Below are 26,803 nucleotides of genomic sequence, written 5' to 3'. Positions count from 1 at the left end.
TTCCTTGCTGCTGTATGTATGGCTCATGAAAAGCAGCGCACCTATAGCGACAATCCTGTCTCTCCGGTCGCCTGCGCAAAAAATCATAGGAAGAAAGTCATGTCAGAGCTTCCCGATCGCCATGCGATCAATGCCCTTTTCGCCGGGAATTATGCCGACCCCTTCTCAGTACTGGGGATGCACCAGACCACACAAGGTCTTGAAGTGCGTGCGCTGTTACCGGATGCATCCGAAGTCTGGGTGATTGAAACCAACACCGGCCGCAAATGCGCCCAGCTTAAATGTCTTGATTCGCGCGGCTTCTTCAGCGGCGTGATCCCGCGCCGTAAAAACCTGTTTCGCTACCAGCTGGCAGTCAACTGGCACGGCCAGCAAAACCTGATCGACGATGCCTACCGCTTTGGCCCGCTGCTGGCGGAAATGGATGCCTGGCTGCTGGCCGAAGGCACGCACCTGCGGCCGTATGAAACGCTCGGCGCGCACGGCACCACCATTGATGGCGTTGCCGGCACGCGCTTCGCCGTCTGGGCCCCGAACGCGCAGCGCGTTTCGGTGGTGGGCGAATTTAACTTCTGGGATGGCCGCCGCCATCCGATGCGTTTCCGCCGCGAACTCGGCATCTGGGAGCTGTTTGTCCCCGGCGCGGTTAACGGCCAGCTGTACAAATTCGAGATCATTGATGCGCACGGTCAGATGCGCATCAAAGCCGATCCGTTCGCCTTCGAGGCGCAAATGCGCCCGCAGACCGCCTCGATGATCTGCGGCCTGCCGCCGAAGCTGGAGATGCAGCCACAGCGCAAAATTGCCAACGGCTTTGACCAGCCGATCTCCATTTACGAGGTGCATCTCGGTTCGTGGCGTCGCCACACCGACAACAATTTCTGGCTGAGTTACAAAGAGCTGGCCGAACAGCTGGTGCCCTATGTCAAAGAGATGGGGTTTACCCATATCGAACTGTTACCGATCAATGAGCATCCGTTTGACGGCAGCTGGGGCTATCAGCCACTCGGCATGTACGCGCCGACGCGCCGCTTCGGCACGCGCGATGAGTTTCGTCACTTTATCGCCGCTGCCCACGAGGCAGGTCTCAACGTGCTGCTCGACTGGGTGCCGGGCCATTTCCCCAGCGACGATTTTGGCCTCGCCAAATTCGACGGTACCGAGCTGTACGAGCACAGCGATCCGCGCGAAGGCTACCATCAGGACTGGAATACGCTGATCTACAACTTTGGCCGACGCGAGGTCAGCAACTATCTCTCCGGCAATGCGCTGTACTGGATGGAGCGCTTCGGCATTGATGGCCTGCGCGTCGATGCGGTGGCGTCGATGATCTATCGCGACTACAGCCGCAAAGAGGGTGAGTGGGTGCCTAACCAATTTGGCGGCCGTGAAAACCTCGAAGCCATCGCCTTCCTGCGCCATACCAATCGCACGCTGGGCCGCACCGCACCCGGCAGCATCAGCGTGGCGGAAGAGTCTACCGATTATCCGGGCGTGACGCGGCCATCCGAAGATGGCGGCCTGGGCTTCTGGTTCAAATGGAACCTCGGCTGGATGCATGACACCCTCGACTACATGAAGCTCGATCCGGTGCATCGCCGCTACCATCATCAGCTGATGACCTTCGGCATGCTGTACAACTACACGGAAAACTTCGTGCTGCCGCTGTCGCACGACGAAGTGGTACACGGCAAAAAGTCGATCCTCGACCGCATGCCGGGTGATACCTGGCAGAAATTCGCCAACCTGCGTGCCTATTACGGCTGGATGTGGGGCTTTCCCGGCAAAAAACTGCAGTTTATGGGCAATGAATTCGCTCAGGGACGCGAGTGGAACCACGACACCAGCCTCGACTGGCATCTGCTGGAGGGGCTGGATAACTGGCACCACGGCGTGCAGCGACTGGTACGTGACCTGAACCACAGCTATCGCCACTTTTCGCCGCTCTATCAGCTCGATTTCGATGCCAGCGGCTTCGAGTGGCTGGTGGTCGACGATCACGAAAACTCGGTCTTTGTGTTTGTGCGCCGCGACCGCGAGGGCAACGAACTGATTGTCGCCAGTAACTTTACGCCGGTGCCGCGTCACAACTATCGCTTCGGCGTGAATCAGCGTGGCGGCTGGCGCGAAGTGCTGAACACCGATCAGCATGATTATCACGGCAGCGATCTGCGTAATCACGGTATCGTCCATACCGATGACATCGCCAGCCACGGGCGCGCGCAGTCGCTAAGCCTGACGCTGCCGCCGCTCGCCACGCTGTGGCTGGTGCGGGAGGGCGATTGATGCTCCAGCCGGGCCAGCCGGTACCGCCGGGTGCCCATTATGACGGGCGCGGCGTCAACTTTACGCTGTTCTCGCGCCACGCGGAGCGGGTGGAGCTGTGCCTGTTTGATGAACAGGGGAGTGAACAACGCTTCCCTCTGCCGGCGCGCAGCGGTGACATCTGGCACGGCTATGTTCCGGCGCTAAAGCCGGGCCAGCGCTATGGCTACCGCGTGCATGGACCGTGGCAGCCAGAGCGCGGTCATCGTTTCAACCCGGCCAAACTGCTGGTCGATCCCTGTGCCAAAGCGGTATGCGGCGCGGTGCCTGACGACGCGCGCCTGCTGGGTGGAGAGTGGCAGCAGGATGATGCCGACAGCGCCGCTGTGGCACCCAAATCGCTGGTGATCGCCGACGATTTTGACTGGCAGAACGATTGTGCGCCGCGCACGCCGTGGGGCAAAACGGTGATTTACGAGGCGCACGTTCGCGGCCTGACGCAGCAGCATCCGGAAATTCCGGAAAGGCTACGCGGGACATATGCGGCGCTGGGGCATCCTGCTATGGTGAGCTATCTGCGCCGGCTGGGTATCACCGCGCTGGAGCTGCTGCCGATAGCCGCGTTTGCCAGCGAACCGCGCCTGCAACGGCTCGGCCTGAGCAACTACTGGGGCTACAACCCGTTTGCGCTGTGGGCGCTGCATCCGCATTACACGGCGGGTGAAGCGGGCCAGACGCCGCTGCAGGAGTTTCAGCAGGCGGTAAAAGCGCTGCACGCGGCGGGCATTGAAGTGATTCTGGACGTGGTGTTCAACCACAGCGCCGAGCTGGAAGAGATTGGCCCGACGCTGTCGCTGCGCGGCGTCGACAACGCCAGCTATTACTGGCTGGGCGATAACGGTGAATATCACAACTGGACCGGCTGCGGTAATACGCTGAACCTCAGCGATCCGCAGGTGCTTGACTGGGCGCTGGGCGCGCTGCGTTACTGGGTGCAAACCTGCCACGTTGACGGCTTTCGTTTCGATCTGGCCAGCGTGCTCGGGCGCACGCCGGATTATCGCCAGGATGCGCCGCTGTTTGTGGCCATGCAGGCCTGTCCGGTGCTGTCGCAGGTGAAACTGATCGCTGAACCCTGGGATATTGGGCCCGGCGGCTATCAGGTGGGCAACTTTCCGCCCGGCTTCGCCGAATGGAACGACCACTTTCGCGATACGGCGCGCCGCTACTGGCTGCACGGTGAGTTGAGTAACGGTGATTTTGCCCGCCGCTTTGCCGGCTCCAGCGATGTATTTCAGCGCGCGGCGCGTCTGCCGCACGCCAGCATTAATCTGATCACCGCGCACGACGGCTTCACGCTGCGTGACGTGGTGAGTTATAACCAGAAGCATAATCAGGCCAACGGCGAGGATAATCGCGACGGCAGCAGCAGTAATTTCAGCCATAACCATGGTTTTGAAGGGCTGCAGGGCAACTTCGATGTGGTCGAGCGGCGGCGGCGCAGCGTGCACGCGTTGCTGACCACGCTGCTGCTGGCGCAGGGCACGCCGATGCTGCTGGCCGGTGACGAACGCGGTCACAGCCAGCACGGCAACAATAATGCGTACTGTCAGGATAACCCGCTCACCTGGCTGAACTGGCAACAGGATGATTTTGGACTGGTCGACTTCACTGCCGCGTTAATCCGGCTGCGTCAGCGTATTCCCGCGCTGACGCAGGACAGCTGGTGGCAGGAGGGCGATGGCAACGTGCAGTGGTTAAATGCCAGCGGCAAACCACTGGAAAGGGATGAGTGGGAACAGGGGATGCACAGACTGCAGATCCTGCTCTCCGGCCGCTGGTTACTAACGATAAACGCCACGGATTCGGTGAGTGACCTTGCCTTACCAGACGGAGAATGGCGAGCCATTCCTCCTTTCGCCGGGGAAGATAACCCCATCCTGACAACTGTCTGGCACGGGCCCGCACACGGCGTGTGTGTGTTCCTAAAGCAATCATAAGGAGTCAGACATGGTGAAATTAGATAGAAACGACCCCCTGATGCTGGCGCGCCAGCTCCCTACACAGACGGTTGCCCTGATCCTTGCTGGCGGGCGCGGTACGCGCCTGAAAGATCTTACCGCCAAACGCGCCAAGCCTGCCGTGCACTTCGGCGGCAAGTTCCGCATCATCGACTTTGCGCTCTCCAACTGTATCAACTCCGGGATTCGGCGCATCGGCGTCATCACCCAATATCAGTCACATACGCTGACGCAGCACATTCAGCGCGGCTGGTCCTTGTTCAACGAAGAGATGAATGAGTTTGTCGATCTGCTGCCGGCGCAGCAGCGCGCCTCGACCGAACACTGGTATCGCGGTACCGCCGATGCGGTCACGCAGAATCTCGACATCATTCGCCGCTACAACGCGCAGTACATCGTGATTCTCGCCGGGGATCACATCTACAAAATGGATTACTCGCGCATGCTGCTCGACCACGCCGATCGTGGCGCTAAGTGCACCATCGCCTGTCTGCCCGTACCGCTGCATGAGGCCACCGCGTTTGGCGTGATGGCAGTCGATGCGGACAACAATGTAATCGATTTCGTTGAGAAACCGGCGCAGCCGCCGTCCATGCCGGGCGACGACAGCAAAGCGCTGGCCAGCATGGGCATCTACGTGTTCAACGCCGATTACCTCTATGAGCTGCTGGAGGAGGATTTGCAGATCGCCGACTCAAGCCACGATTTCGGTAAAGATCTGCTGCCGAAGATCGTCGCCAGCGGCGAAGCCTACGCGCACTCCTTCACGCTGTCGTGCGTACAGAACGACGAAAACGCGGAACCTTACTGGCGCGACGTCGGTACGCTGGAAGCTTACTGGCGCGCCAACCTCGATCTGGCCTCGGTGACGCCCGAACTTGATATGTATGACCACGAATGGCCGATTCGTACCCACATGGAGCCGCTGCCGCCGGCCAAATTTGTCCAGGATCGATCCGGCAGTCACGGCATGACCATGAACTCGCTGGTCTCCGGCGGCTGCATTATCTCCGGCTCGGTGGTGGTGAATTCGGTGCTGTTCCCACGCGTGCGCGTTAACTCGTTTTGCAATATTGATTCGGCGGTGCTGCTGCCCGATGTGGTTATCGGGCGATCGTGCCGTTTGCGTCGCTGCGTCATAGACCGTGCCTGCGTCATTCCGGAAGGCATGGTGATTGGCGAAAATCCGGATGAGGATAGTCGCCGTTTTTACCGTTCAGAAGAGGGCATCGTACTGGTGACGCGCGCCATGCTGGCCAAATTGGCCGCTGCGGGTCAGTAAGTGACGAAAGGCAAAGAACATTGCCGCGTGGAACGCGGGCGATAACACAATAGGGGTTCAGGATGCAGGTTTTACATGTCTGTTCAGAGCTTTTCCCGCTGCTAAAAACCGGCGGACTGGCTGATGTCGTCGGCGCATTGCCTCAGGCACAAATTGCCGAAGGTATGGACACGCGGGTGCTGATTCCGGCGTTTCCGGATCTGCGTAAAGGGATTCCTGATACCGAAGTGGTGGCGGAGCTGCAAACCTTTGCCGGACCGGTCCGCTTGCTGTTTGGGCCCTTCAACGGCGTGGGGATATATTTGATTGATGCGCCGGGACTGTACGATCGTCCCGGCAGCCCGTACCACGATACGTCGCAGTTTGCCTATGTCGATAACTACCTGCGCTTTGCGCTGCTCGGCTGGATGGCGGCCGAGCTGGCCAGCGGGCTGGATACTTACTGGCAGCCGGACATCGTGCACGCGCACGACTGGCACGCCGGTCTGGCTCCGGCCTATATCGCCGCACGCGGACGTCCGGCGAAAACGGTGTTTACCGTGCATAACCTGGCGTATCAGGGGCTGTTTTCCGCGCGGCATCTGGACGAAATCCAGATCCCGCGCGCCTATTTTGAAATGCACGGGCTGGAATTCTACGGCCAGATTTCTTACCTAAAGGCCGGCCTGTTTTATGCCGATCATATAACTGCGGTCAGCCCGACCTATGCGCTGGAGATCACCCGGCCGGAGTTCGGCTACGGCATGGAAGCGCTGCTGGAGCAGCGGCTGCGCGAAGGACGGCTGAGCGGGATTCTCAACGGCGTCGATCCCGGCATCTGGGATCCGGCACACGACCTGCTGCTGACCGCCCGCTACGACCGCGACACGCTGGAGAGCAAAGCGGAGAATAAACGTCAGCTGCAGATTGCCATGGGGCTGAAGGTTGATGACAAAGTGCCGGTGTTCTGCGTTATCAGCCGTTTAACCAAACAGAAAGGGCTGGATCTGGTGCTGGAAGCGCTGCCGGGACTGCTGGCACAGGGCGGGCAACTGGTGCTGCTGGGCCAGGGCGATGCGGAACTGCAGCAGGGCTTCCTCGCCGCAGCCGCTGAGCATCCGGGCAGCGTCGGCGTGCAAATTGGTTATCACGAAGCGTTCTCGCACCGCATTGTCGGTGGCGCGGACGTCATTATGGTGCCCAGCCGTTTCGAACCGTGCGGTCTGACGCAGTTGTACGGCCTGAAATATGGCACGCTGCCGCTGGTCAGGCGCACCGGTGGACTGGCGGATACCGTACAGGACAGCTCGCTGGAAAACCTCGCCGACGGCGTAGCCAGCGGTTTCAGCTTCGAAGACAGCAATGCCTGGTCACTGCTGCGCGCGATTCGTCGTGCTTTTGTTTTATGGTCCCGTCCTTCACTCTGGCGTTATGTTCAGCGCCAGGCGATGGGGATGGATTTTAGTTGGCAGGTGGCAGCACAAGCCTACCGCGATCTTTATCAACGCTTGCTGTAATGAGAGATTGGGATACCGCATATGAACGCACCTTTCACCTATGCCTCACCCACGCTGACGGTTGACGCCCTCAAGCACTCAATCGCCTATAAGCTGATGTTTACCATTGGTAAAGATCCGTCGATCGCCAACAAGCATGAGTGGCTCAACGCCGCGCTGCTGGCGGTACGCGATCGCATGGTGGAGCGCTGGCTGCGCTCCAGCCGTGCGCAACTGTCGCAGGATGTGCGCCAGGTTTATTACCTGTCGATGGAGTTCCTGATGGGGCGCACGCTGGGCAATGCCTTGCTGGCGATGGGTATCTATGACGATCTCAACCAGGCGCTGGATGAGATGGGACTCGACCTCAGCGAGCTGATGGAAGAAGAGAACGACCCCGGGCTCGGCAACGGCGGTCTTGGCCGGCTGGCGGCCTGCTTCCTCGACTCGCTGGCCACGCTAGGCCTGCCCGGACGCGGCTACGGTATTCGCTACGATTACGGCATGTTCAAACAGAACATTGTTGACGGCCAGCAGCGTGAATCGCCGGATTACTGGCTGGAGTACGGCAATCCGTGGGAGTTCCAGCGCTTTAACACCCGTTACAAAGTGCGTTTTGGCGGGCGGTTGCAGCATGAAGGCAGCCGGGTGCGCTGGGTTGAGACCGAAGAGATCGTGGCGATGGCCTACGATCAGATCATCCCTGGCTTCGACACCGATGCCACCAACACGCTGCGGCTGTGGGGTGCGCAGGCCAGTAACGAAATCAACCTCGGCAAGTTCAATCAGGGCGACTACTTCGCGGCGGTGGAAGATAAAAACCACTCGGAGAACGTGTCGCGCGTGCTCTATCCCGACGACTCGACCTACTCCGGGCGCGAGCTGCGTCTGCGCCAGGAGTATTTTCTCGTCTCCGCCACGGTACAGGATATCCTCAATCGCCACTGGCAGATGCATGAAACCTGGGACAACCTGGCCGACAAAATTGCCATCCACCTCAACGATACCCATCCGGTGCTGGCGATTCCCGAGCTGATGCGTCTGCTGATTGATGAGCACAAGTTTACCTGGGACGACGCCTTTGAAGTCACCTGCCAGGTATTCTCGTACACCAACCATACGCTGATGAGCGAAGCGCTGGAGACCTGGCCGGTGGACATGATCGGCAAGATCCTGCCGCGTCACCTCAGCATCATCTTCGAAATCAATGACTACTTCCTGAAGACCATTCAGGACTACTATCCGGACGATTGGGATCTGATGGCGCGCATCTCGATCATCGACGAAAACGATGGTCGCCGCATCCGCATGGCGTGGCTGGCGGTGGTGGTTAGCCACAAAGTTAACGGCGTGTCGGAGCTGCACTCTAATCTGATGGTGCAGTCGCTGTTCGCCGATTTTGCCCGCCTGTTCCCGGGGCGCTTCTGCAATAAAACCAACGGCGTGACGCCGCGCCGCTGGCTGGCGCTGGCCAACCCGGCCTTGTCAGAAGTGCTGGATGACGCCATTGGCCGCACCTGGCGTACTGATCTGGCTCAGCTGAGCGAGCTGGTGCCGCACATTGACTATCCGGCGTTTATTGAACAGATTGCCGATGCCAAGTTCGCCAACAAAAAGCGCCTCGCGGAGTGGGTGGCGAAGAATATGGATATCGTGCTGGATCCGCAGGCGCTGTTCGACGTGCAGATCAAGCGTATTCACGAATACAAACGTCAGCTGCTGAACGTGCTGCACGTCATCACGCGTTACAACCGCATCAAAGCCGATCCGACCACGGAGTGGGTGCCGCGCGTCAATATCTTCGCCGGGAAAGCGGCGTCGGCCTATTACGTCGCCAAGCACATCATTCACCTGATCAACGATGTCGCCAACGTGATCAACAACGATCCGCAGGTGAAGAACAAGCTGAAGGTGGTGTTTATCCCTAACTACGGCGTCAGCCTGGCGCAGATCATCATTCCGGCGGCGGATCTCTCCGAGCAGATCTCTACCGCCGGCACCGAAGCCTCCGGCACCAGTAACATGAAGTTTGCGCTAAACGGCGCGCTGACCATCGGTACGCTGGACGGGGCCAACGTGGAGATGCGCGAGCACGTCGGCGCAGAGAATATCTTTATTTTCGGCAACACCACGCCGCAGGTGGAGAAGCTGCGCACTGAGGGCTATAACCCGCGCAAATACTATGAAGAGGATGCGGAACTGCACCAGGCGCTGACGCAAATCGCCAGCGGCGTCTTCAGCCCGCAGGAGCCAGGGCGCTACCGTAACCTGTTCGACGCGCTGGTCAACTTTGGCGATCATTATCAGCTGCTGGCGGATTACCGCAGTTACGTGGATACCCAGGATAAGGTGGATAAGCTTTATCGTCAGCCGGAAGAGTGGCAGCGGCGTGCGGCGCTGAACATCGCTAATATGGGCTATTTCTCCGCCGACCGTACCATTCAGGAGTATGCGGATGAGATCTGGCATATTTCGCCGGTGAGGTTATAAACGAGGCACATTCTGTAGCGGCGCAATTCATTGCGCGGTTTTTAACAACGCGCGATAAATCGCGCCGCTACCGTTGGTGCAAACTTACTTCAGGGTAATACTCTTCACAATCGCATCGGCATCGCTCTGCGCCTGCTGCTGATTGTCGGCGGGCAGGGTGATCTGCAGCGTCAGCAGTTTACCGTCCACCTTCGCCAGAATAACCGAGGACCAGGAGGTCTGGTTATTGGCGGAAATCACCGTATCCAGCTGCTGTGCCGGCTGGTCTTTCAGCGTCACCGCTTTATTCGACACCACCTGCAGCTGCGGATCGCGGTTGCGCTGCTGCTGCTCCAGACGCTGAGCCAGCGCATCCAGTCCTTCACTGGTCGGATCGCCCGCAATCACGATAATTGCGCGCTGGCCGGTTTCATCGGCATACACGTGCATATTGGTGGATTCCGAACCCAGCTTGCCGCTCTTATCTGACATGCCTGCTGGCAGGCTGAAACTCAGCTTACCGTCCATCAGGTTTACTGTCTGTGCTGACTGACTGGCGCTGGCGCCGTTGCTGTTTGCCGCCGTGTCGTCTTTCTTCTGATCACACGCCGCCAGGCCTAACACCAGCAGGCCGATGCCCGCATATTTCACTAAGTTACGCATTCTTATCCCTTCGTAAGGTTTCCATCAGCCGTTATCAAAACGGAATCGGTGCTTAAAAGCAATCAGCGCTTTGTCAGGAAATCTTAGCGTGCCGTGGCGTTTCGTCTACGTTCAATTAGCCGAAATTCATCTGGCGCTGAGCCGAACGTTCCGCCAGACGCTTAAGTGCCGCATTGAGCAGAACACCATAAGCAGGCAGGAAGAAAACCATGCAGATCAGCACTTTGAAGCTGTAATCCACCAGTGCGATCTCCACCCAGTGGCTGGCCATGAACGGGTCCGGACTCTTATAAAAGGCGATAAAGAAGAAGGCCAGCGTATCGCTGATATTGCCGAGGAACATGGCACAGGCAGGCGCAATCCACCACTGCGGCAGTTTACGCAGGCGGTTGAACACGTGCACATCAAGAATCTGCCCCAGCGCATAGGCCATAAAGCTGGCGCAGGCGATACGCGCCACGAACAGATTGACCTCCTGCAGCGAGGCCCAGCCCTGCCACGCGCCCTGATAAAACACGCATGACACGATGTAGGAGATAAACAGCGCCGGAATCATCACCGCAAGGATAATGCGCCGTGCCAGCGGTGCGCCAAAAATACGCACGGTGAGATCGGTGGCGAGAAAAATAAACGGGAAGCTAAACGCACCCCAGGTGGTGTGGAAACCGAAAATCGCGACCGGCAGCTGCACCAGATAGTTACTGGAGGTAATCACCAGCAGGTGAAACAGCGACAGCCAGAATAGCGCATGCATACGCTGACGAGCAGAGAAGTTGATCATAAAGGCCTTTTTTAAAAATGGGGTGAGGGAACCCATCCTCTTCATACTTCAGGTTTTATGGGCGTTGGCTGCGCCTGCTCACCCCAGTCACTTACTTCAGTAAGCTCCTGGGGTGAGCAGGCTTGCCGCCTTCCTAAAACCTGAATTATTTTGAGGAATTGGCAGTAACATTAAAAAATCGGACGGCATCTTAGCGTGTTGCGCAACAAATGCAATGGTTAATTTTAACGCAATCGTTCTCGCCTTGCGCGCGCGCTGTAGCGCGTTAGAATGAGCGCCCACCCTGAATAAAGACAGAGAATCATGAGCGATCCTTTTTCCGCTGCGGACCATACGCTTGATGCGCTTGGGCTGCGTTGCCCGGAGCCGGTGATGATGGTGCGCAAAACCGTGCGTACCATGCAGGCGGGCGAAACGTTGCTGATCATCGCCGACGATCCGGCGACCACGCGTGATATTCCCGGCTTCTGCCGCTTTATGGAGCATCAGCTGCTGGCACAGCAGACCGAGAGCCTGCCGTATCAGTATCTGATCCAGAAAGGCGCGGATGCCTGATCGCGGCATCCGCCCGCCTCAGCGCTGACGCAGCAGGCGCAGCGCGTTGGCGGTGACCAGCGCGGTGGCACCGGAATCGGCCAGCACCGCCAGCCACAGGCCGGTAAAGCCGAGCAGCGTGGTGACGAGGAAAATCGCCTTCAGCCCCAGCGCCAGCGCAATATTCTGACGGATAATGGCGCGCGTGCGGCGTGCCAGCTGCACGGTGCGCGGCAGAATCGCCAGGTTATTCTGCGTCAGAGCCGCATCGGCCGCTTCCAGCGCCACATCGGTGCCGCTGCCCATGGCAATCCCCAGCGTCGCGGCCTTCATGGCTGGCGCATCGTTGATGCCATCGCCGACCATCGCCAGCGGCTGTTGTTCGCCCAGTTCACGCACGGCGGCTACCTTATCCGCAGGCAACAGACCGGCGCGATAGCTGATGCCGAGTTCGGCGGCTATCGCGGCGGCGGCGCGCGGATTATCGCCGGTCAGCATCACGCTGCGAATTCCCAGCGCCTGCAGCGCCGCCAGCGCACTGCGCGCCTCCTCGCGCAGCAAATCCTGCAGCGCCAGCAGCCCGAGCGGCTGTGCTTCGCGCAACAGCACCACCACGGTTTTGCCCTGTGCCTCCAGCTGCGCAATCTGCTGCTGCTGCGTGTCACTCAGCGCCGCCGCATCACGCGGTGCCAGCAGTTGATGCATCACGCCGTCGATTTGTGCGCGAATGCCGCTGCCGGCCAGCGTTTGCTGATGCTGCGCCGGTGGAATCACCTGCTGCTGGCGCTGCGCTTCCGCCACTATCGCCCGCGCCAGCGGATGGCCGGAGCCCTGCTCGATAGCGGCCGCGAGGCTGAGCAGCTGTTGCTGTGTATCCGTGCCAAACGGCTGCACGTTGGTAACCTGCGGTTTACCGGCGGTCAGGGTGCCGGTTTTATCAAACGCCAGCGCCTGCACCCGGCTGAGGCGTTCGAGCGCCGCGCCGCCTTTAATCAGCGCGCCCTGGCGAGCCGCCGCCGCCAGGCCGGAAGTGATAGCGGCAGGCGTGGAGATCACCAGCGCGCACGGACAGCCAATAAGCAGCAGCGTCAGCCCTTTGTAGATCCACGGCAGCCAGGCGCCGAATCCGAGCAGCGGCGGCAGCACCATCACCAGCAGTGCCAGCAGCATGATGGCCGGCGTGTAGAGGCGGCTGAAGCGATCGATAAAACGCTCCACCGGCGCGCGGTGACTTTCAGCTTCTTCTATCAGCTGCAGAATGCGGTCGATAGCGCTGTGGCCCGGCTGTGAGGTCACGCGCAGCGTCACCAGCCGATCCACGCTGGTGGCGCCTGCCATCACGGCATCGCCCGGCTGATGGGCCACCGGTAGCGATTCGCCGGTCAGCGCGCTTTCATCAAAGCTGGCGCTGGCGTGCAGCAGCTCGGTATCGGCGGGCAGACGACCGCCTGCCGCCACTTCAATCACATCGCCGGGCTGGAGCGCCGCCAGTGCCACCTGCTCACGCTGTGTGCCATTGACGCGCGTGGCGGTGTCCGGACGCAGCGCCATCAGCGCGGTGACGCCACGGCGCGCTCGCGCGGCGGCATAAGCTTCCAGCCGTTCTCCCAGCTGGAACAGCAGCAGCACCATGGCAGCTTCGGCATGGGCGCCAATCACCAGCGCGCCCGCGGCGGCGAGGGTCATCAGGGTTTCAATGCTGAACGGCGAGCCGCTGCGTATGGCCTGCCACGCGCTGCGGGCTACCGGCACCAGACCGACCAGCGTGGTAAGCACAAACAGGCGATCGCCCCACAGCGGCGTGAGCTGGCTCAGCAGCCAGCTGGCAATCATCAACAGCGTGAGCAGCATGAGCGAGGCATTATCGCGCCAGCGGCGCGCCGCCGGTGCGGGGCTCTCAGTGGATTTCAGGCTAAAGCCGGCGTGGTTAACGGCCTGTTCGACAGCAGGACGAATATCACTGTGCGCCTCCACCAGCAGATTTTCACTGGCGAATATCACCCGCGCGCTGGCGACCTGCGGCAGCTTTTGCACGGCGGTTTCGATTTTGCGGGCGCAGCTCGGGCAGTCCATGCCGGCAATCTGCCAGCGGAACTGATAGGACGCGGATGCGCGCCTGTCGCTGTCGGCGTCGCCGCCGCCGGGACTGTCGTCATCGCTGGTGCAGCAGCCGCAATCGCTGGACGCGGCCACCGGTTGCGCGGCGGAAATCTTCAGGGGTGCAGGCTGAACGCTGCGTACCGCGCACAGCGGTTTTGGCTGACGGTGTGATTTGCCACAGCGGCAAGAGTGGGCATGTTGATGCATGTGACCTCCGGTTGCAGAAGCGGGCCGATGCCCGCAGTCTGCATGCTACACTCTGGAGTGGACTCCAGAGTCAAGCGGTGAGGTCACTTTTTTCAGTACAGCCACAGTGAACGCACAATCATGAAGTGACCGGCGAAGTAGCAGGCGGCAACGATGGCGCTGTCAGCGCTGAAGCGGCGGCGATAGTGCGAGATAAACCACACGATATTAGCCAGCAACAGTAGCACGGCACCCACCAGCAGCGAGAAGCTGTAATCGGTCGGACGGAAGAAGTAGTTTTCCGCCGCCATCCAGTTCATCACCAGCGTCATGCCAATCAGCGTACAGATCGGCCAGCGCAGCGTATCCAGTTTTGACCAGATAATGGCGATCACGATGATACCAATCACCAGGAAGGTGAGCGGAATCGGCCAGAAGAAGCTCATGGTCATGTGCGCGGCAAAGCTGATGGTGTACAGCAGATGCGAAAGGAAAAAGGCGCCGAGCGCATACAGCATCTGCTGACGCGGCAGCAGGGTTAACGCATCGCCCACCAGCGTGGCGACCAGGCCAGCCAGAATCAGGTAGTCGGTGGTGTTAAGCGTGGGAGCCTGCCACGCCCAGGCAACCAGCAACAGCAGCGTAACGGGTTTGAACAGCCAGCGCTGCCACTGCGGGCCGCGGTAGGAGGCATCGACATACAGCCAACCGGAAAAAAGGACTGCAAGGAAAGACCAAAGCATTTTTTCTCCCTTTTGTGAACGTGTCGCCCACATTGATGAATTTTCCCAAAATCGCGATCTCAGTTTAAGTTACTGGCGGCAAATGTGACAATCGGGCAACTCTGGTTGTATGCTTTGGCGTCTTTTATCTGTTAACCCCCGACGTAAAGTGCGAGAGAAAACATGAGCAAACCACCGCTAATCTTTTTTATCGTCCTGGCTGTAATTGCCATCCTGGCAACCCGTCAGTTTATCAAGCAGCGCCGCGAAGCCGCGGTCAACGACGCTTCACCGGTGCGCTCAATGAGTGTGGAAGTGAAAACCAAGCGAGAGTTTCCGGCCCCCAATCGCCGTTCGCGTCAGCGCGAAGAGATTGTGGCGGAAGAGATGAAGTATGAAGCCTGGTTCCATCCGCTGAACGGCGCCGGTGATTTTAAGGTCAACGTCAGCGCCAGCGATTATCACCAGATGGACAAAGGCGTGAAGGGCGAGCTGAAAATGCAGGGCACGCGCTTTGTCAGCTTTACCCCGGCGCAATAGGCACTAAAGCGCACGGGGCTGAAGCCGCGCGCGCTGCCTTGCGTTACGACGGATAGTGCTTTTTCTGCCACGCCAGCAGTTCAAATACGCCAAAGAAGAAGATTTTCGCCTGCGTGGCGCGGCTCAGCTTTGGCGCTTCCTTTGGTTGCGTGGCACGCAGCAGCACCAGCTGCAGGCCGTGCATCACCACCATAAAGAACAGCGCAACATGGACAAAGTAGCGCAGCGGCGTCGGGAAGGGGTGCACCAGGTTAAGCAGCAGAAATGCCCAGACGCAAATCATCAGCAAACGTCCCAGATTAAGCCACATCATCGGTCTCCTGTTGGCGTTGATAGAGGCGATAGGCCACCTGACCGGCAATCTTCTCGCGATACAGATCCCAGTTAGCCGGTGCCAGCGGGGTGCCGTGTTCCACTTCGCTCTCAACATAAATCAGCGCGTTGGCGGCGAGCCAGCCATTGTTCTCCAGCAGCGTTAGTGTCTCCTGCAGCAGGCCTTTGCGGAACGGCGGATCAACAAACACCACGTCAAACGGCTCGCCGGGCTGGCTTAGCCACTGCAGCGTATTGGTCTGGACGACGCTGGCGTTACTGGCGCGCAGCGTGTGCAGGTTTTGCGTCAGCTGCTGCGCCACGTGACGTTCCAGTTCCAGCAGGGTCGCGGAGGCGGCATAGCGTGACAGCGCTTCTAAGCCCAGCGCGCCGCTGCCGGCATAGCAATCGAGGCAGCGCGCCTGCTGGATATCCGGCGCCAGCCAGTTGAATAGCGTTTCACGCACGCGATCGGTGGTCGGGCGCAGGCCGGCGCTGTCCGGCACCGGCAATTTGCGGCCGCGCCACTGTCCGCCAATCAGGCGAATCTGGCCTGCCGCGCCGCTGTTGCGGGGGGATTTACTCATTTCGCTCACAACTCGTCATAATTTGTTGCGTAGTTTAACGGGCGTAGCAGGCAGAAGAAACGTTAAAAAAGGGTGCTGTGGTGCGCTGGCAGGAAAGTGTTAGACTACTAAGTTGATAAAGCGGACGTAATTGCCTGATTTTTACGCCGCTCACGCGCGAAAAAGTGAATTTTTTATCCCCTGGGAACAGCGTGCTACCGGGAATAAGCCATCGAGGAGTGTGGTCACACAATGGCAAAAGAGAAAAAACGCGGCTTTTTTTCCTGGCTGGGCTTTGGCAAAGAAGAGCAGCAGCCAGCGGAAGAGCAGGCGCAGCAGCAGCCGACCGATCAACCGGCACCCGCCGCTGAAGAGAGCGCGTTAGCAAGCGCCGAAGCGCAGGCCGCCGAAACCGTGATCGTCACTGAACAGGTGGCAGAACAGCAGGCCGAATCGTCGGTTCACGCCGACGCTGAAACGCATCCCGTTGCGGAAGCAGAAACCGCAGCCGAATCCGATGCTAACGCTGATGACGCAGAAACCGCTGCCGTCAGCGCGATTGAAGAAGAGGTACTGCCGGAAGATCATCCGCAGCCGGAGCTGATGCCGGTTGAAGAGGAGCCGCAGGCTGAAGAACTGATTATTGAAGCACCGGTTTTATCTGAGGAGCCTCAGCCAGAGGACGCAGAGGACGCAGAGGACGCAGACGCACCGCTGAGCGATGAAGAGCTGGAAGCGCTGGCGTTAGCGGAAACCTATGCCGAAGATGCGGCAGAAGAGCGCGTGGCGACAGACACCGTGAGCGATCTGCCGCTGGCGGCCGCGCCGATCGTGGCCCAGGAGCAGGAGCGCCCCACCAAAGAGGGCTTCTTTGCCCGCCTGAAACGCAGCCTGGTCAAAACGCGTGAAAATCTCGGATCCGGCTTTATCAGCCTGTTCCGCGGCAAAAAAATCGATGACGAGCTGTTTGAAGAGCTGGAAGAGCAGCTGCTGATTGCCGATGTCGGCGTGGAAACCACGCGCCGCATCATCACCAGCCTGACGCAACAGGCCAGCCGTAAGCAGCTGCGCGATGCCGAAGCGCTGTATGGCCTGCTGAAGGCTGAAATGGCCGGCATTCTGGAAAAGGTCGATGCTCCGCTGGACGTGGCGGGCAAAACACCGTTCGTTATCCTGATGGTCGGCGTTAACGGCGTGGGTAAAACCACCACCATCGGTAAGCTGGCGCGTCAGTATCAGGCGCAGGGCAAGTCCGTCATGCTGGCGGCGGGGGACACCTTCCGCGCGGCGGCAGTAGAGCAGCTGCAGGTCTGGGGCCAGCGCAACAATATTCCGGTGGTCGCGCAGCATACGGGCGCGGATTCCGCGTCGGTCATTTTTGACGCCATCCAGGCGGCGAAATCGCGCCACGTTGACGTGCTGATCGCCGATACCGCCGGCCGCCTGCAGAATAAAGCGCACCTGATGGAAGAGCTGAAGAAAATCACCCGCGTGATGAAGAAGCTGGACGAAGAGGCACCGCATGAGGTGATGCTGACGATTGACGCCAGCACCGGCCAGAACGCCATCAGCCAGGCGAAGCTGTTCCACGAAGCGGTCGGCCTGACCGGTATCACCCTGACCAAGCTCGACGGCACTGCAAAAGGTGGCGTGATCTTCTCGGTGGCCGATCAGTTTGGCATTCCGATTCGTTATATCGGTGTCGGGGAAGGCATCGAAGATTTACGGCCGTTTAAGGCCGCCGACTTTATTGAGGCACTGTTTGCCCGAGAGGAATAATTGGCATGATTCGCTTTGAAGAGGTCAGTAAGGCTTATCTGGGAGGACGCCAGGCGCTGCAGGGCGTGGATTTCCATTTGCGTCCCGGTGAGATGGCGTTTCTGACCGGCCACTCAGGCGCGGGGAAAAGTACCTTACTGAAGCTGATTTGTGGCATTGAGCGCCCGAGCGCCGGGCAAATCTGGTTCAGCGGTCACGATATTTCCCGGCTGCGTCACAGCGAAGTGCCTTTCCTGCGCCGCCAGATCGGCATGATTTTCCAGGATCACCACCTGCTGATGGATCGTTCGGTCTACGACAACGTGGCGATCCCGCTGATTATTTCCGGGGCCAGCGGCGAGGATATTCGCCGTCGCGTGTCGGCGGCGCTGGACAAAGTCGGCCTGCTCGACAAAGCAAAAAGTTATCCGATTCAGCTCTCTGGCGGTGAACAGCAGCGCGTCGGCATTGCCCGCGCGGTAGTGAATAAACCGGCGGTGCTGCTGGCGGATGAACCGACCGGTAACCTCGATAACGCGCTGTCGGAAGATATTTTGCGCCTGTTTGAAGAGTTCAACCGCGTGGGCGTTACGGTACTGATGGCGACGCACGACATCGGGCTGATCGCACGCCGCAATTATCGCGTGATGACGCTTAATCAGGGACGTCTGCACGGAGGCCACGATGGTCAATAAACGTAACAAGCGTCCGGCTGCGCCGAAAGCGGCGAAGCAGCCGTCAAAGAGCAAAGCGCTGAAGGGCGGCTGGCAGGAGCAGTGGCGCTACGCGTGGCGCGGTACGCTGTCCGACATGTATCGTCAGCCGCTGGCGACGCTGCTGACGGTAATGGTGATCGCGATTTCGCTGACGCTGCCCAGCGTGTGCTACATGGTGTGGAAAAACGTCAGCCAGGCCGCCGCGCAGTGGTATCCGGCGCCGCAGCTGACGGTTTACCTCGACAAAGCGCTGGATGACACGGCGGCAGAGAACGTGACCGCCGAGCTGAAAAAGCTCGATGGCGTGGACAAGGTGAACTACCTGACGCGTGAAGAGGCGCAAAGCGAGTTCCGCAACTGGTCCGGCTTTGGTGGTGCGATGGATATGCTGGAGCAGAACCCGCTGCCGGCGGTGGCGATCATCACGCCGAAGCTGAACTTCCAGAACTCCGATACCATGGCCAATCTGCGCGATCGCGTGGCGAAAGTGCAGGGCGTGGATGAAGTGCGCATGGATGACAGCTGGTTTGCGCGTTTAGCCGCACTCACCGGGCTGGTGGGGCAGGTGGCGTCAATGATCGGCCTGCTGATGGTGGTGGCGGTGTTCCTGGTGATTGGCAACAGCGTGCGCCTGAGCATTTTTGCCCGGCGTGACACCATCAACGTACAGAAGCTGATTGGCGCGACCGATGGCTTTATTCTGCGGCCTTTCCTCTACGGCGGCGCGCTGCTCGGTTTCAGCGGTGCGGTGCTGTCGCTGATTCTGTCGGAAGTGCTGGTACTGCGCCTGCAGTCGGTGGTGGCGCAGGTCGCCTCCGTCTTCGGCACCAGCTTCGCGCTGGAGGGCTTTTCATGGGATGAAGGTCTGCTGCTGCTGTTAATCGCGGCCATCATCGGCTGGATTGCCGCCTGGCTGGCGACGGTGCAACATTTACGTCGTTTTACGCCGCAGTAACCCATAGCAACGATTTTTTGATATACTCTTCCTCTGCTGCCGACGACCTGGGAGCAGAGGATTTCTCCGATTTCCCCCGCCGTCATCTGTGTGTAAAATATTCACTGCTATAATTGAACTTGTGGATAACTTTGACGTCCAAGTAGCACAGATTGCTTTTGGTTTTCACGCGTCGTTGACATAATGTAACGGCTGCGCAGGGAAACGAGCAGCAAGTCCATTGAATTTGTGAGGGTTTGAATGACCAAAGAAATGCAAACTTTAGCGATTGCTCCTCTGGGCAACCTGGAATCTTACGTCCGGGCTGCTAACAACTGGCCGGTATTAACGGCAGAAGAGGAAAAAGCACTGGCTGAGCGGCTGCATTACCAGGGCGATCTGGATGCAGCTAAGACGCTGATCCTGTCTCACCTGCGCTTTGTTGTTCATATCGCTCGTAACTATTCCGGCTACGGCCTGCCGCAGGCGGACCTGATCCAGGAAGGTAACATCGGCCTGATGAAGGCGGTGCGTCGCTTCAACCCGGAAGTCGGAGTGCGTCTGGTGTCGTTTGCCGTGCACTGGATCAAAGCGGAGATTCACGAATACGTGCTGCGTAACTGGCGTATCGTGAAAGTTGCCACCACCAAAGCACAGCGCAAACTGTTCTTTAACCTGCGTAAAACCAAGCAGCGTCTCGGCTGGTTCAATCAGGATGAAGTCGAAATGGTGGCGCGCGAGCTGGGTGTCAGCAGCAAAGACGTGCTGGAAATGGAGTCGCGCATGGCGGCCCAGGATATGACCTTCGACATGTCATCTGATGACGATGCGGGCGAAGGCAAGCCGATGGCACCGGTGCTGTATTTGCAGGATAAAACCTCTGACTTTGCCGACGGCATTGAAGAGGATAACTGGGATGCGCACGCCGCTGACAAGCTGAGCGATGCAATGCTGAGCCTTGATGAGCGTAGCCAGCACATTATCCGCGCCCGCTGGCTGGATGATGACAACAAAACCACGCTGCAGGAGCTGGCCGACCAGTACGGTGTGTCTGCCGAGCGCGTGCGTCAGCTGGAAAAGAACGCCATGAAGAAACTGCGTATGGCGATTGAAGCCTGATTAACGGCTGACAGATAAATGGGGCGACCAGCGGGTCGCCCTTTTTTATGCGCGCAATAACCGGCGCGACGTATGAGCTGTGCGGATTACAGCGCGGTCGCCATGAATGGCGACCCTACAGGACACGCATGCATAGGCATCGTTAATCACGGCCCCACGCAATCTGTACGCTCGTTCGCAATCCCCGTAGGGTGCGCATTCATGCGCACCGTTAATCACGCTCCTGCGCCACATACGCATTCATGCGCACTGCTCTGCACGGCGTAAAATCGCCGCTTAACGCACCCACCCGTCGCTCTGCGCGCGGAAACCACACGCCTGCATAAACGCCGCGCGTACGCGCTGATCGTCTTCGCCGTCATCGGCAACCCACCAGTGATCCAGCGCGCTGTTCTGCGCTATTGTCTCTTCCAGCAGATACTGCCCTACGCCGCGCCGCCGCGTGACTTCACGCACTTCCAGCTGCGTAATCTTGCCCAGCGTGCCGCGAATCTCCAGCCGCAGCGCCCCAAGCAGGCGATCGTTAAAGCGCGCTGCATAAAGCCGCTGCGCTTCACTGAGGCTGGCTTCCAGCTGCGCGATATCCTGCTGCGGCCAGACTTTGGCTAAATCCAGTCGATCCTGCGGCGTCAGCGTGCTGATGCGCTGAATAGTGAGCTTCATAACCCTTACCTGTACTGGCAGAAAGGCCTTAGTGTAGCGAATTTAGACAGTCAGAGCGCTGTCACTTTTTTGCGATGAAAAGAGGTCAAATGCCAGCCACTTTGCCAGGATTGTGGAGTAAGCCAGCATCGATCGCTGAAAAAGCCAGCATAACGCGCTGGCCTGGTGGTGAAAAACCGGCCATAAAAACCAGAGTAATCTGCTGTTCCCGTCAGCTTTTACTGAATATGTCAGTTGATTTACAGAAGAAAGTTCCTGTTTAATAACCTGAAAAATAAAGCCTTCTTAACAAAAAATGCCAGAAAAGAGCGCTAACTCATTATTCTCAAATCAGTTTTGCTCTTAGACTGGCAGATAAATAACCAATCACAACAGACACGACACAACAGATGGGGAAGTTCGCATGAAAATGAGTAAAGGACGCGCATTACTGGCGGGTTGCGTAGCGCTGGCGATGAGCCATGCGGTACTGGCGAAAGACATCAAAATTGCGATTGTCGGTGCGGCAACCGGCCCGGTGGCGCAGTACGGTGATATGCAGTTCACCGGTGCGGCCCAGGCGATCAAGGACATCAACGCCAAAGGCGGCGTAAACGGCGACAAGCTGGTCGGCGTAGAATATGACGACGCCTGTGACCCGAAACAGGCGGTTGCGGTGGCCAACAAAGTGGTCAATGACGGCATCAAATACGTTATCGGCCACCTGTGCTCCTCCTCCACTCAGCCCGCATCAGACATTTATAACGATGAAGGCATTCTGATGATCACCCCGGCGGCTACCGCGCCTGAACTGACCGCGCGCGGCTATGCCGACGTGATGCGTACCACCGGTCTGGATTCCGATCAGGGCCCGACCGCGGCCAACTACATCCTCGATCAGATCAAACCAAAACGTATTGCCGTGGTACATGACAAGCAGCAGTACGGTCAGGGCCTGGCGGAATCCGTGCAGAAAACCCTGAAGGCGAAAGGCGGCAACGTAGTGCTGTTCGAAGGGATCACCGCTGGCGATAAAGACTTCTCCACGCTGATTGCGCGCCTGAAGAAAGAGAATGTTGACTTCGTTTACTACGGCGGTTACTACCCGGAGCTGGGCCAGATTCTGCGTCAGGCTAAAACGGCCGGTCTGAAAGCCGGCTTTATGGGACCAGAAGGGGTCGGCAACGCTTCCCTGTCTAACATCGCGGGTGACGCCTCTGAAGGCCTGTACGTGACGCTGCCGAAGCGCTACGACCAGCTGCCAGACAACAAAGCGATTGTGGACGCGATCAAAGCCAACAGCGCATCAAACCGCAAAGATCCAACCGGCCCGTTCGTCTGGACCACCTATGCGGCTATTCAGTCACTGGTGGCGGGCATTGAGCGCAGCAAAAGCGATGAGCCTGATGCGATTGCTAAAAACCTGAAAGAGGGTGCGCCGGTGCCCACCGTGATGGGTAACCTGAGCTGGGACCAGAAGGGCGATCTGAAGGGCTTCGAATTTGGCGTCTTCAAATGGCACAAAGACGGTTCTTCTACCGCAGTTAAGTAGGCACGCTCCTGAATTGTCCCTCTCCTGATGGGCGAGGGCAGGGTGCGGCACCGCGCACGCGCGCTGAATGAGGCGCTGCGACGCGGTGCTCTTACCCTAACCCGGTGCCGAACGCACCGGGGATTTCCCGTTTACATGCAGGTCCTCACTATGTCCGAGCAGTTTCTCTATTTCATTCAGCAGATGTTCAACGGGGTCACCCTCGGGAGCACCTACGCGCTGATCGCCATCGGTTACACCATGGTTTACGGCATCATCGGCATGATCAACTTCGCCCACGGCGAGGTGTACATGATCGGCAGCTATGTCTCCTTTATCGTGATTGCCGCCCTGATGATGATGGGTATCGACACCTCGTGGCTGATGATTGCCGCCGGGTTCGTGATGGCGGTGATTATCTCCAGCGCCTACGGCTGGAGCATCGAGCGCGTGGCGTATAAGCCGGTGCGCTCCTCCAAACGCCTGATCGCGCTGATCTCGGCGATTGGTATGTCGATCTTTCTGCAGAACTACGTCAGCCTGACGCAGGGCTCGCGCGATCTGGCGCTGCCCAGCTTGATCACCGGCCAGTGGACGCTGGGTGAGAGCAACGGCTTTGCCGCCACGCTCACTACCATGCAGCTGGTTATTTGGGTCGTCACCTTCCTCGCGATGCTGGCGCTGACGCTGTTCATTCGTTATTCGCGCATGGGCCGCGCCTGCCGTGCCTGCGCTGAAGATCTGAAAATGGCCAGCCTGCTGGGCATCAACACCGACCGCGTGATCTCACTGACCTTTGTGATCGGCGCAGCGATGGCGGCCGTGGCTGGCGTGCTGCTGGGGCAGTTTTACGGCTCCATCAACCCGTTCATCGGCTTTATGGCTGGTATGAAAGCCTTTACCGCGGCGGTACTGGGCGGCATCGGCAGCATTCCGGGCGCAATGATTGGCGGCCTGGTGCTGGGCATTGCGGAAGCGCTGACGTCAGCCTATCTGTCGACCGAATATAAAGACGTGGTGTCGTTCGCGCTGCTGATCGTGGTGCTGCTGGTGATGCCAACCGGTATCCTGGGCCGTCCGGAGGTGGAGAAAGTATGAAACGCCTCGGTCTGGTTAACGCCGTGGTCTCCACGGTGATGCTGCTGGTGCTCGCCAGCTTCTTTATGGGTATGCGCCTCGATCTCGACGGCACCAAACTGGTGGTGGCGAATGCGGGCACCGTGCGCTGGAACTGGATCTTCCTCGGCTGCGCAGTGGTGTTTGTGTTCCAGCTGCTGCGTCCGCTGTTGCAGGGCAAGCTCAAACGCAGTGGCAAAGGGCTGGTGCTGCCGGGTTTTGACGGTTCGACACCAAAACAAAAGCTGCTGATGCTGCTGGTGATTGTTGCCGCCGTCGCCTGGCCCTTCTTCGTGTCGCGCGGCAGCGTGGATATTGCCACCCTGACGCTGATCTACGTGATGCTCGGCCTCGGCCTGAATGTGGTAGTGGGCCTGTCCGGCCTGCTGGTGCTGGGCTACGGCGGCTTTTACGCCATCGGTGCTTACACCTTTGCGCTGCTGAATCACTATTACGGCTTTGGCTTCTGGGAGAGCCTGCCGCTGGCCGGCATTGTTGCCGGTGCCTTTGGCCTGCTGCTGGGCTTCCCGGTGCTGCGGCTGCGCGGTGACTATCTGGCGATTGTGACGCTCGGCTTTGGTGAGATCGTGCGTATTCTGCTGCTGAACAGCACATCGATTACCGGCGGTCCCAACGGTATTGCGCAGATCCCCAAGCCGAGCCTGTTTGGTATTGAATTTGGCCGGCGCGTCAGTGAAGGCGGCTGGACCACCTTCCACGATCTGACGGGCCTGGCGTACGATCCCAATCACCGCGTGATTTTCCTTTATCTGGTGGCGCTGCTGCTGGTGGTGCTGACGCTGTTCGTCATCAATCGTCTGCTGCGCATGCCGCTTGGCCGCGCGTGGGAAGCGCTGCGTGAGGATGAGATCGCCTGCCGTTCGCTCGGTCTCAGCCCAACGCGCATCAAGCTGACGGCCTTTACCATCAGCGCGGTGTTCGCCGGTTTCGCCGGTACGCTGTTTGCCGCGCGTCAGGGCTTTGTCAGCCCGGAATCTTTCACCTTTGTCGAGTCCGCGTTTGTGCTGGCGATTGTAGTGCTGGGCGGCATGGGTTCGCAGCTGGCGGTAATCCTGGCCGCGATTCTGCTGGTGGTATCGCGCGAGCTGATGCGTGATTTGAACGAGTACAGCATGCTGGTGCTCGGTGGGTTGATGGTGCTGATGATGATCTGGCGTCCGCAGGGGCTGCTGCCGATGAAGCGTCCGCACCTGAAGCTGAAACAGGCAAAACAAGGAGAGCAGGCATGAGTCAGCCTTTATTAGCCGTTGAAGGCCTGATGATGCGCTTCGGCGGCCTGCTGGCCGTCAACAACGTGGCGCTGGAACTGCATCCGCAGGAGATCGTCTCGCTGATTGGCCCAAACGGGGCGGGGAAAACCACGGTATTCAACTGCCTGACCGGTTTCTATAAGCCAACGGGCGGCACCATCAAACTGCGCGATCAGCCATTGCAGGGCCTGCCGGGGCAGAAGATCGCGCGCATGGGCGTGGTGCGGACCTTTCAGCACGTGCGCCTGTTCCGTGAGATGACGGTGATTGAAAACCTGCTGGTGGCGCAGCATCAGCATCTGAAAAGCGGCGTGTTCTCCGGGCTGTTTAAAACCCCGGCGTTCCGGCGCGGCGAGAGCGAAGCGCTGGACCGCGCGGCCAGCTGGCTGGAGCGCATTGGTCTGCTGGATCTGGCTAACCGCCAGGCCGGCAATCTGGCTTACGGCCAGCAGCGCCGGCTGGAGATCGCCCGCTGCATGGTGACGCGTCCGGAAATCCTGATGCTCGACGAACCGGCCGCCGGCCTCAACCCGCGCGAAACGCACGAGCTGGATGAGCTGATCGCTGAACTGCGTGGCGAACACAAGGTGACGGTGTTGCTGATTGAACACGATATGAAGCTGGTGATGGGCATTTCTGACCGCATTTATGTGGTTAATCAGGGAACGCCGCTGGCCAACGGTACGCCGGAAGAAGTGCGTAACAACCCGGATGTGATCCGTGCTTATTTAGGTGAGGCGTAACATGGCGAACCCGATTTTAACTTTACAGGGTGTCAGTGCGCACTATGGCCCGATCCAGGCACTGCATAACATTAATCTGCACATCAGTCAGGGCGAAATCGTGACGCTGATTGGCGCGAACGGCGCGGGTAAAACCACGCTGCTCGGTACGCTGTGTGGCGAGCCGCGCGCCACCAGCGGCACCATCACCTTTGATGGCAAAACCATTACCGACTGGCAGACGGCAAAAATCATGCGTGAAGCGATTGCCATCGTACCGGAAGGCCGGCGCGTATTTTCGCGCATGACGGTGGAAGAGAACCTGGCGATGGGCGGCTTTTTCGCGACGCGTCAGCAGTATCAGGAGCGCATTGAGCGCGTTTATCAGCTGTTCCCCCGGCTGGCGGAGCGCAAAGTGCAGCGCGCCGGCACCATGTCCGGCGGTGAGCAGCAGATGCTGGCGATTGGCCGCGCGCTCATGAGCCAGCCGCGCCTGCTGCTGCTGGACGAGCCGTCGCTGGGTCTGGCGCCGATCATTATCCAGCAGATTTTCGACACCATCGAACAGCTGCGTAAAGAGGGCATGACCATCTTCCTCGTCGAGCAGAACGCCAACCAGGCGCTGAAGCTGGCCGATCGCGGCTACGTGCTGGAGAATGGTCACGTGGTGCTGGAGGATAGCGGTGAAGCGTTGTTATCCAATGAAGCGGTGCGAAGCGCGTATTTAGGCGCCTGACCTGGCTGTGGTCATGACGTTGGTGCGGTGATTTGCCCTCACCCTAACCCTCTCCCGCACGCGGGAGAGGGAACCGTACGGCAGCGTTTTTCAGGCCAGGTTGCTATCCTGGCATCCTCCCGGACTTCTCTCGCCCTGCAGAAGAAGGCATCAGCGCACCGCCTTTTATCCCCCTCTCCCCGTGGGAGAGGGCCGGGGTGAGGGCATCAGCGCGCACGGCCTTTCATCTCCCTCTCCCTGTGGGAGAGGGCCGGGGTGAGGGCATCAGCGCGCACTAACCCCGTCATATTCCCGTCATAATCCTGTTATTTTTCCGTCATTTCCTCGTGTCATGTTACTTCG

The 26,803-nt window shown here is 59.1% G+C and carries 23 protein-coding genes; 16 read left to right on the top strand and 7 right to left on the bottom strand.

Features of this window, described 5'->3' with window-relative positions:
* The first annotated feature begins 99 nt into the window (after positions 1-99).
* The 5 genes from glgB to glgP all read left to right on the top strand — a co-directional run bounded on the left by glgB (position 100) and on the right by glgP (position 9,533).
* Complete coding sequence (gene glgB, locus C1N56_RS17725) at positions 100-2,286, top strand: 1,4-alpha-glucan branching enzyme (protein WP_059009876.1); 2,187 nt, start codon at positions 100-102, stop codon at positions 2,284-2,286.
* Positions 2,286-4,265, top strand: coding sequence for a glycogen debranching protein GlgX (gene glgX / locus C1N56_RS17720; RefSeq protein ID WP_394516929.1), 1,980 nt, complete (start codon positions 2,286-2,288; stop codon positions 4,263-4,265). The genes glgB and glgX overlap by 1 nt, the downstream gene beginning before the upstream one ends.
* Positions 4,266-4,275: 10 nt before the next feature.
* The gene (gene glgC / locus C1N56_RS17715) at positions 4,276-5,568 is read left to right on the top strand and encodes a glucose-1-phosphate adenylyltransferase (protein ID WP_058757590.1); all 1,293 of its coding nucleotides are present in this window, start codon (positions 4,276-4,278) and stop codon (positions 5,566-5,568) included.
* A 62-nt stretch (positions 5,569-5,630) separates the two neighbouring features.
* Positions 5,631-7,064, top strand: a complete 1,434-nt coding sequence (gene glgA / locus C1N56_RS17710) for a glycogen synthase GlgA (protein WP_058757589.1) — start codon at positions 5,631-5,633, stop codon at positions 7,062-7,064.
* A 21-nt stretch (positions 7,065-7,085) separates the two neighbouring features.
* The gene (gene glgP / locus C1N56_RS17705; protein ID WP_394516928.1) at positions 7,086-9,533 is read left to right on the top strand and encodes a glycogen phosphorylase; all 2,448 of its coding nucleotides are present in this window, start codon (positions 7,086-7,088) and stop codon (positions 9,531-9,533) included.
* A gap of 84 nt (positions 9,534-9,617) precedes the next feature.
* Here glgP and C1N56_RS17700 read toward each other — a convergent pair whose 3' ends face one another.
* Positions 9,618-10,175 carry a DcrB family lipoprotein gene (locus tag C1N56_RS17700; protein ID WP_021508019.1) on the bottom strand — a complete coding sequence of 186 codons (558 nt, stop codon included), beginning with the start codon at positions 10,173-10,175 and terminating at the stop codon, positions 9,618-9,620.
* 115 nt (positions 10,176-10,290) lie between these two features.
* A complete protein-coding gene (locus tag C1N56_RS17695; RefSeq protein WP_021508018.1) occupies positions 10,291-10,956 on the bottom strand; it encodes a 7-cyano-7-deazaguanine/7-aminomethyl-7-deazaguanine transporter in 666 nt (221 codons plus the stop codon).
* Between the two features lie 303 nt (positions 10,957-11,259).
* Between C1N56_RS17695 and tusA the strand changes: the two genes are divergently transcribed.
* Positions 11,260-11,511 carry a sulfurtransferase TusA gene (gene tusA / locus C1N56_RS17690; protein WP_021508017.1) on the top strand — a complete coding sequence of 84 codons (252 nt, stop codon included), beginning with the start codon at positions 11,260-11,262 and terminating at the stop codon, positions 11,509-11,511.
* Between the two features lie 18 nt (positions 11,512-11,529).
* On the opposite strand, the gene C1N56_RS17685 is transcribed toward tusA, so the two are convergent.
* A complete protein-coding gene (locus tag C1N56_RS17685) occupies positions 11,530-13,797 on the bottom strand; it encodes a zinc/cadmium/mercury/lead-transporting ATPase (protein WP_394516927.1) in 2,268 nt (755 codons plus the stop codon).
* Positions 13,798-13,889: 92 nt separating this feature from the next.
* Complete coding sequence (locus C1N56_RS17680) at positions 13,890-14,519, bottom strand: lysoplasmalogenase (RefSeq protein WP_021508015.1); 630 nt, start codon at positions 14,517-14,519, stop codon at positions 13,890-13,892.
* A gap of 162 nt (positions 14,520-14,681) precedes the next feature.
* On the opposite strand from C1N56_RS17680, the gene C1N56_RS17675 reads away from it, so the two are divergent.
* Positions 14,682-15,038: a DUF2500 domain-containing protein gene (locus C1N56_RS17675; protein WP_021508014.1), complete on the top strand. Its 357-nt coding sequence runs from the start codon at positions 14,682-14,684 to the stop codon at positions 15,036-15,038.
* Positions 15,039-15,081: 43 nt separating this feature from the next.
* Here C1N56_RS17675 and C1N56_RS17670 read toward each other — a convergent pair whose 3' ends face one another.
* Positions 15,082-15,348 (bottom strand): DUF1145 family protein, encoded by a 267-nt coding sequence (locus C1N56_RS17670; RefSeq protein ID WP_021313674.1) that lies wholly within the window; start codon positions 15,346-15,348, stop codon positions 15,082-15,084.
* Entirely contained in the window at positions 15,338-15,937 is a 600-nt protein-coding gene (gene rsmD, locus C1N56_RS17665) for a 16S rRNA (guanine(966)-N(2))-methyltransferase (protein ID WP_125309276.1), read from the bottom strand. Before rsmD ends, C1N56_RS17670 begins: the two co-directional genes overlap by 11 nt.
* Before the next feature lie 231 nt (positions 15,938-16,168).
* Here rsmD and ftsY point away from each other — a divergent pair, with 231 nt between their 5' ends.
* The 4 genes from ftsY to rpoH all read left to right on the top strand — a co-directional run bounded on the left by ftsY (position 16,169) and on the right by rpoH (position 20,443).
* Positions 16,169-17,695 (top strand): signal recognition particle-docking protein FtsY, encoded by a 1,527-nt coding sequence (gene ftsY, locus C1N56_RS17660; protein ID WP_394516926.1) that lies wholly within the window; start codon positions 16,169-16,171, stop codon positions 17,693-17,695.
* 5 nt (positions 17,696-17,700) lie between these two features.
* Positions 17,701-18,369: a cell division ATP-binding protein FtsE gene (ftsE, locus tag C1N56_RS17655; RefSeq protein WP_021508011.1), complete on the top strand. Its 669-nt coding sequence runs from the start codon at positions 17,701-17,703 to the stop codon at positions 18,367-18,369.
* Entirely contained in the window at positions 18,359-19,345 is a 987-nt protein-coding gene (gene ftsX / locus C1N56_RS17650) for a permease-like cell division protein FtsX (RefSeq protein WP_058770000.1), read from the top strand. Before ftsE ends, ftsX begins: the two co-directional genes overlap by 11 nt.
* Positions 19,346-19,585: 240 nt before the next feature.
* Positions 19,586-20,443, top strand: a complete 858-nt coding sequence (rpoH, locus tag C1N56_RS17645) for an RNA polymerase sigma factor RpoH (protein WP_021508009.1) — start codon at positions 19,586-19,588, stop codon at positions 20,441-20,443.
* A 276-nt stretch (positions 20,444-20,719) separates the two neighbouring features.
* Here rpoH and panM read toward each other — a convergent pair whose 3' ends face one another.
* Positions 20,720-21,106: an aspartate 1-decarboxylase autocleavage activator PanM gene (gene panM / locus C1N56_RS17640; RefSeq protein WP_021508008.1), complete on the bottom strand. Its 387-nt coding sequence runs from the start codon at positions 21,104-21,106 to the stop codon at positions 20,720-20,722.
* A 403-nt stretch (positions 21,107-21,509) separates the two neighbouring features.
* Between panM and C1N56_RS17635 the strand changes: the two genes are divergently transcribed.
* From C1N56_RS17635 to livF, 5 genes are all read left to right on the top strand, one after another.
* A complete protein-coding gene (locus C1N56_RS17635) occupies positions 21,510-22,637 on the top strand; it encodes a branched-chain amino acid ABC transporter substrate-binding protein (RefSeq protein ID WP_021508007.1) in 1,128 nt (375 codons plus the stop codon).
* Between the two features lie 150 nt (positions 22,638-22,787).
* Positions 22,788-23,714, top strand: coding sequence for a high-affinity branched-chain amino acid ABC transporter permease LivH (gene livH, locus C1N56_RS17630; protein WP_010615899.1), 927 nt, complete (start codon positions 22,788-22,790; stop codon positions 23,712-23,714).
* Entirely contained in the window at positions 23,711-24,982 is a 1,272-nt protein-coding gene (locus C1N56_RS17625; RefSeq protein ID WP_058770002.1) for a high-affinity branched-chain amino acid ABC transporter permease LivM, read from the top strand. The genes livH and C1N56_RS17625 overlap by 4 nt, the downstream gene beginning before the upstream one ends.
* Complete coding sequence (livG, locus tag C1N56_RS17620; RefSeq protein WP_136546639.1) at positions 24,979-25,746, top strand: high-affinity branched-chain amino acid ABC transporter ATP-binding protein LivG; 768 nt, start codon at positions 24,979-24,981, stop codon at positions 25,744-25,746. Before C1N56_RS17625 ends, livG begins: the two co-directional genes overlap by 4 nt.
* 1 nt (position 25,747) lies before the next feature.
* Entirely contained in the window at positions 25,748-26,461 is a 714-nt protein-coding gene (gene livF / locus C1N56_RS17615) for a high-affinity branched-chain amino acid ABC transporter ATP-binding protein LivF (RefSeq protein ID WP_010615896.1), read from the top strand.
* Positions 26,462-26,803 lie beyond the last annotated feature (342 nt).

The sequence above is a fragment of the Pantoea sp. SGAir0175 genome, from assembly GCF_043547855.1.
Note: the sequence above shows the minus strand (reverse complement) of the source record. Positions and strands in the feature narration are given on the sequence as shown.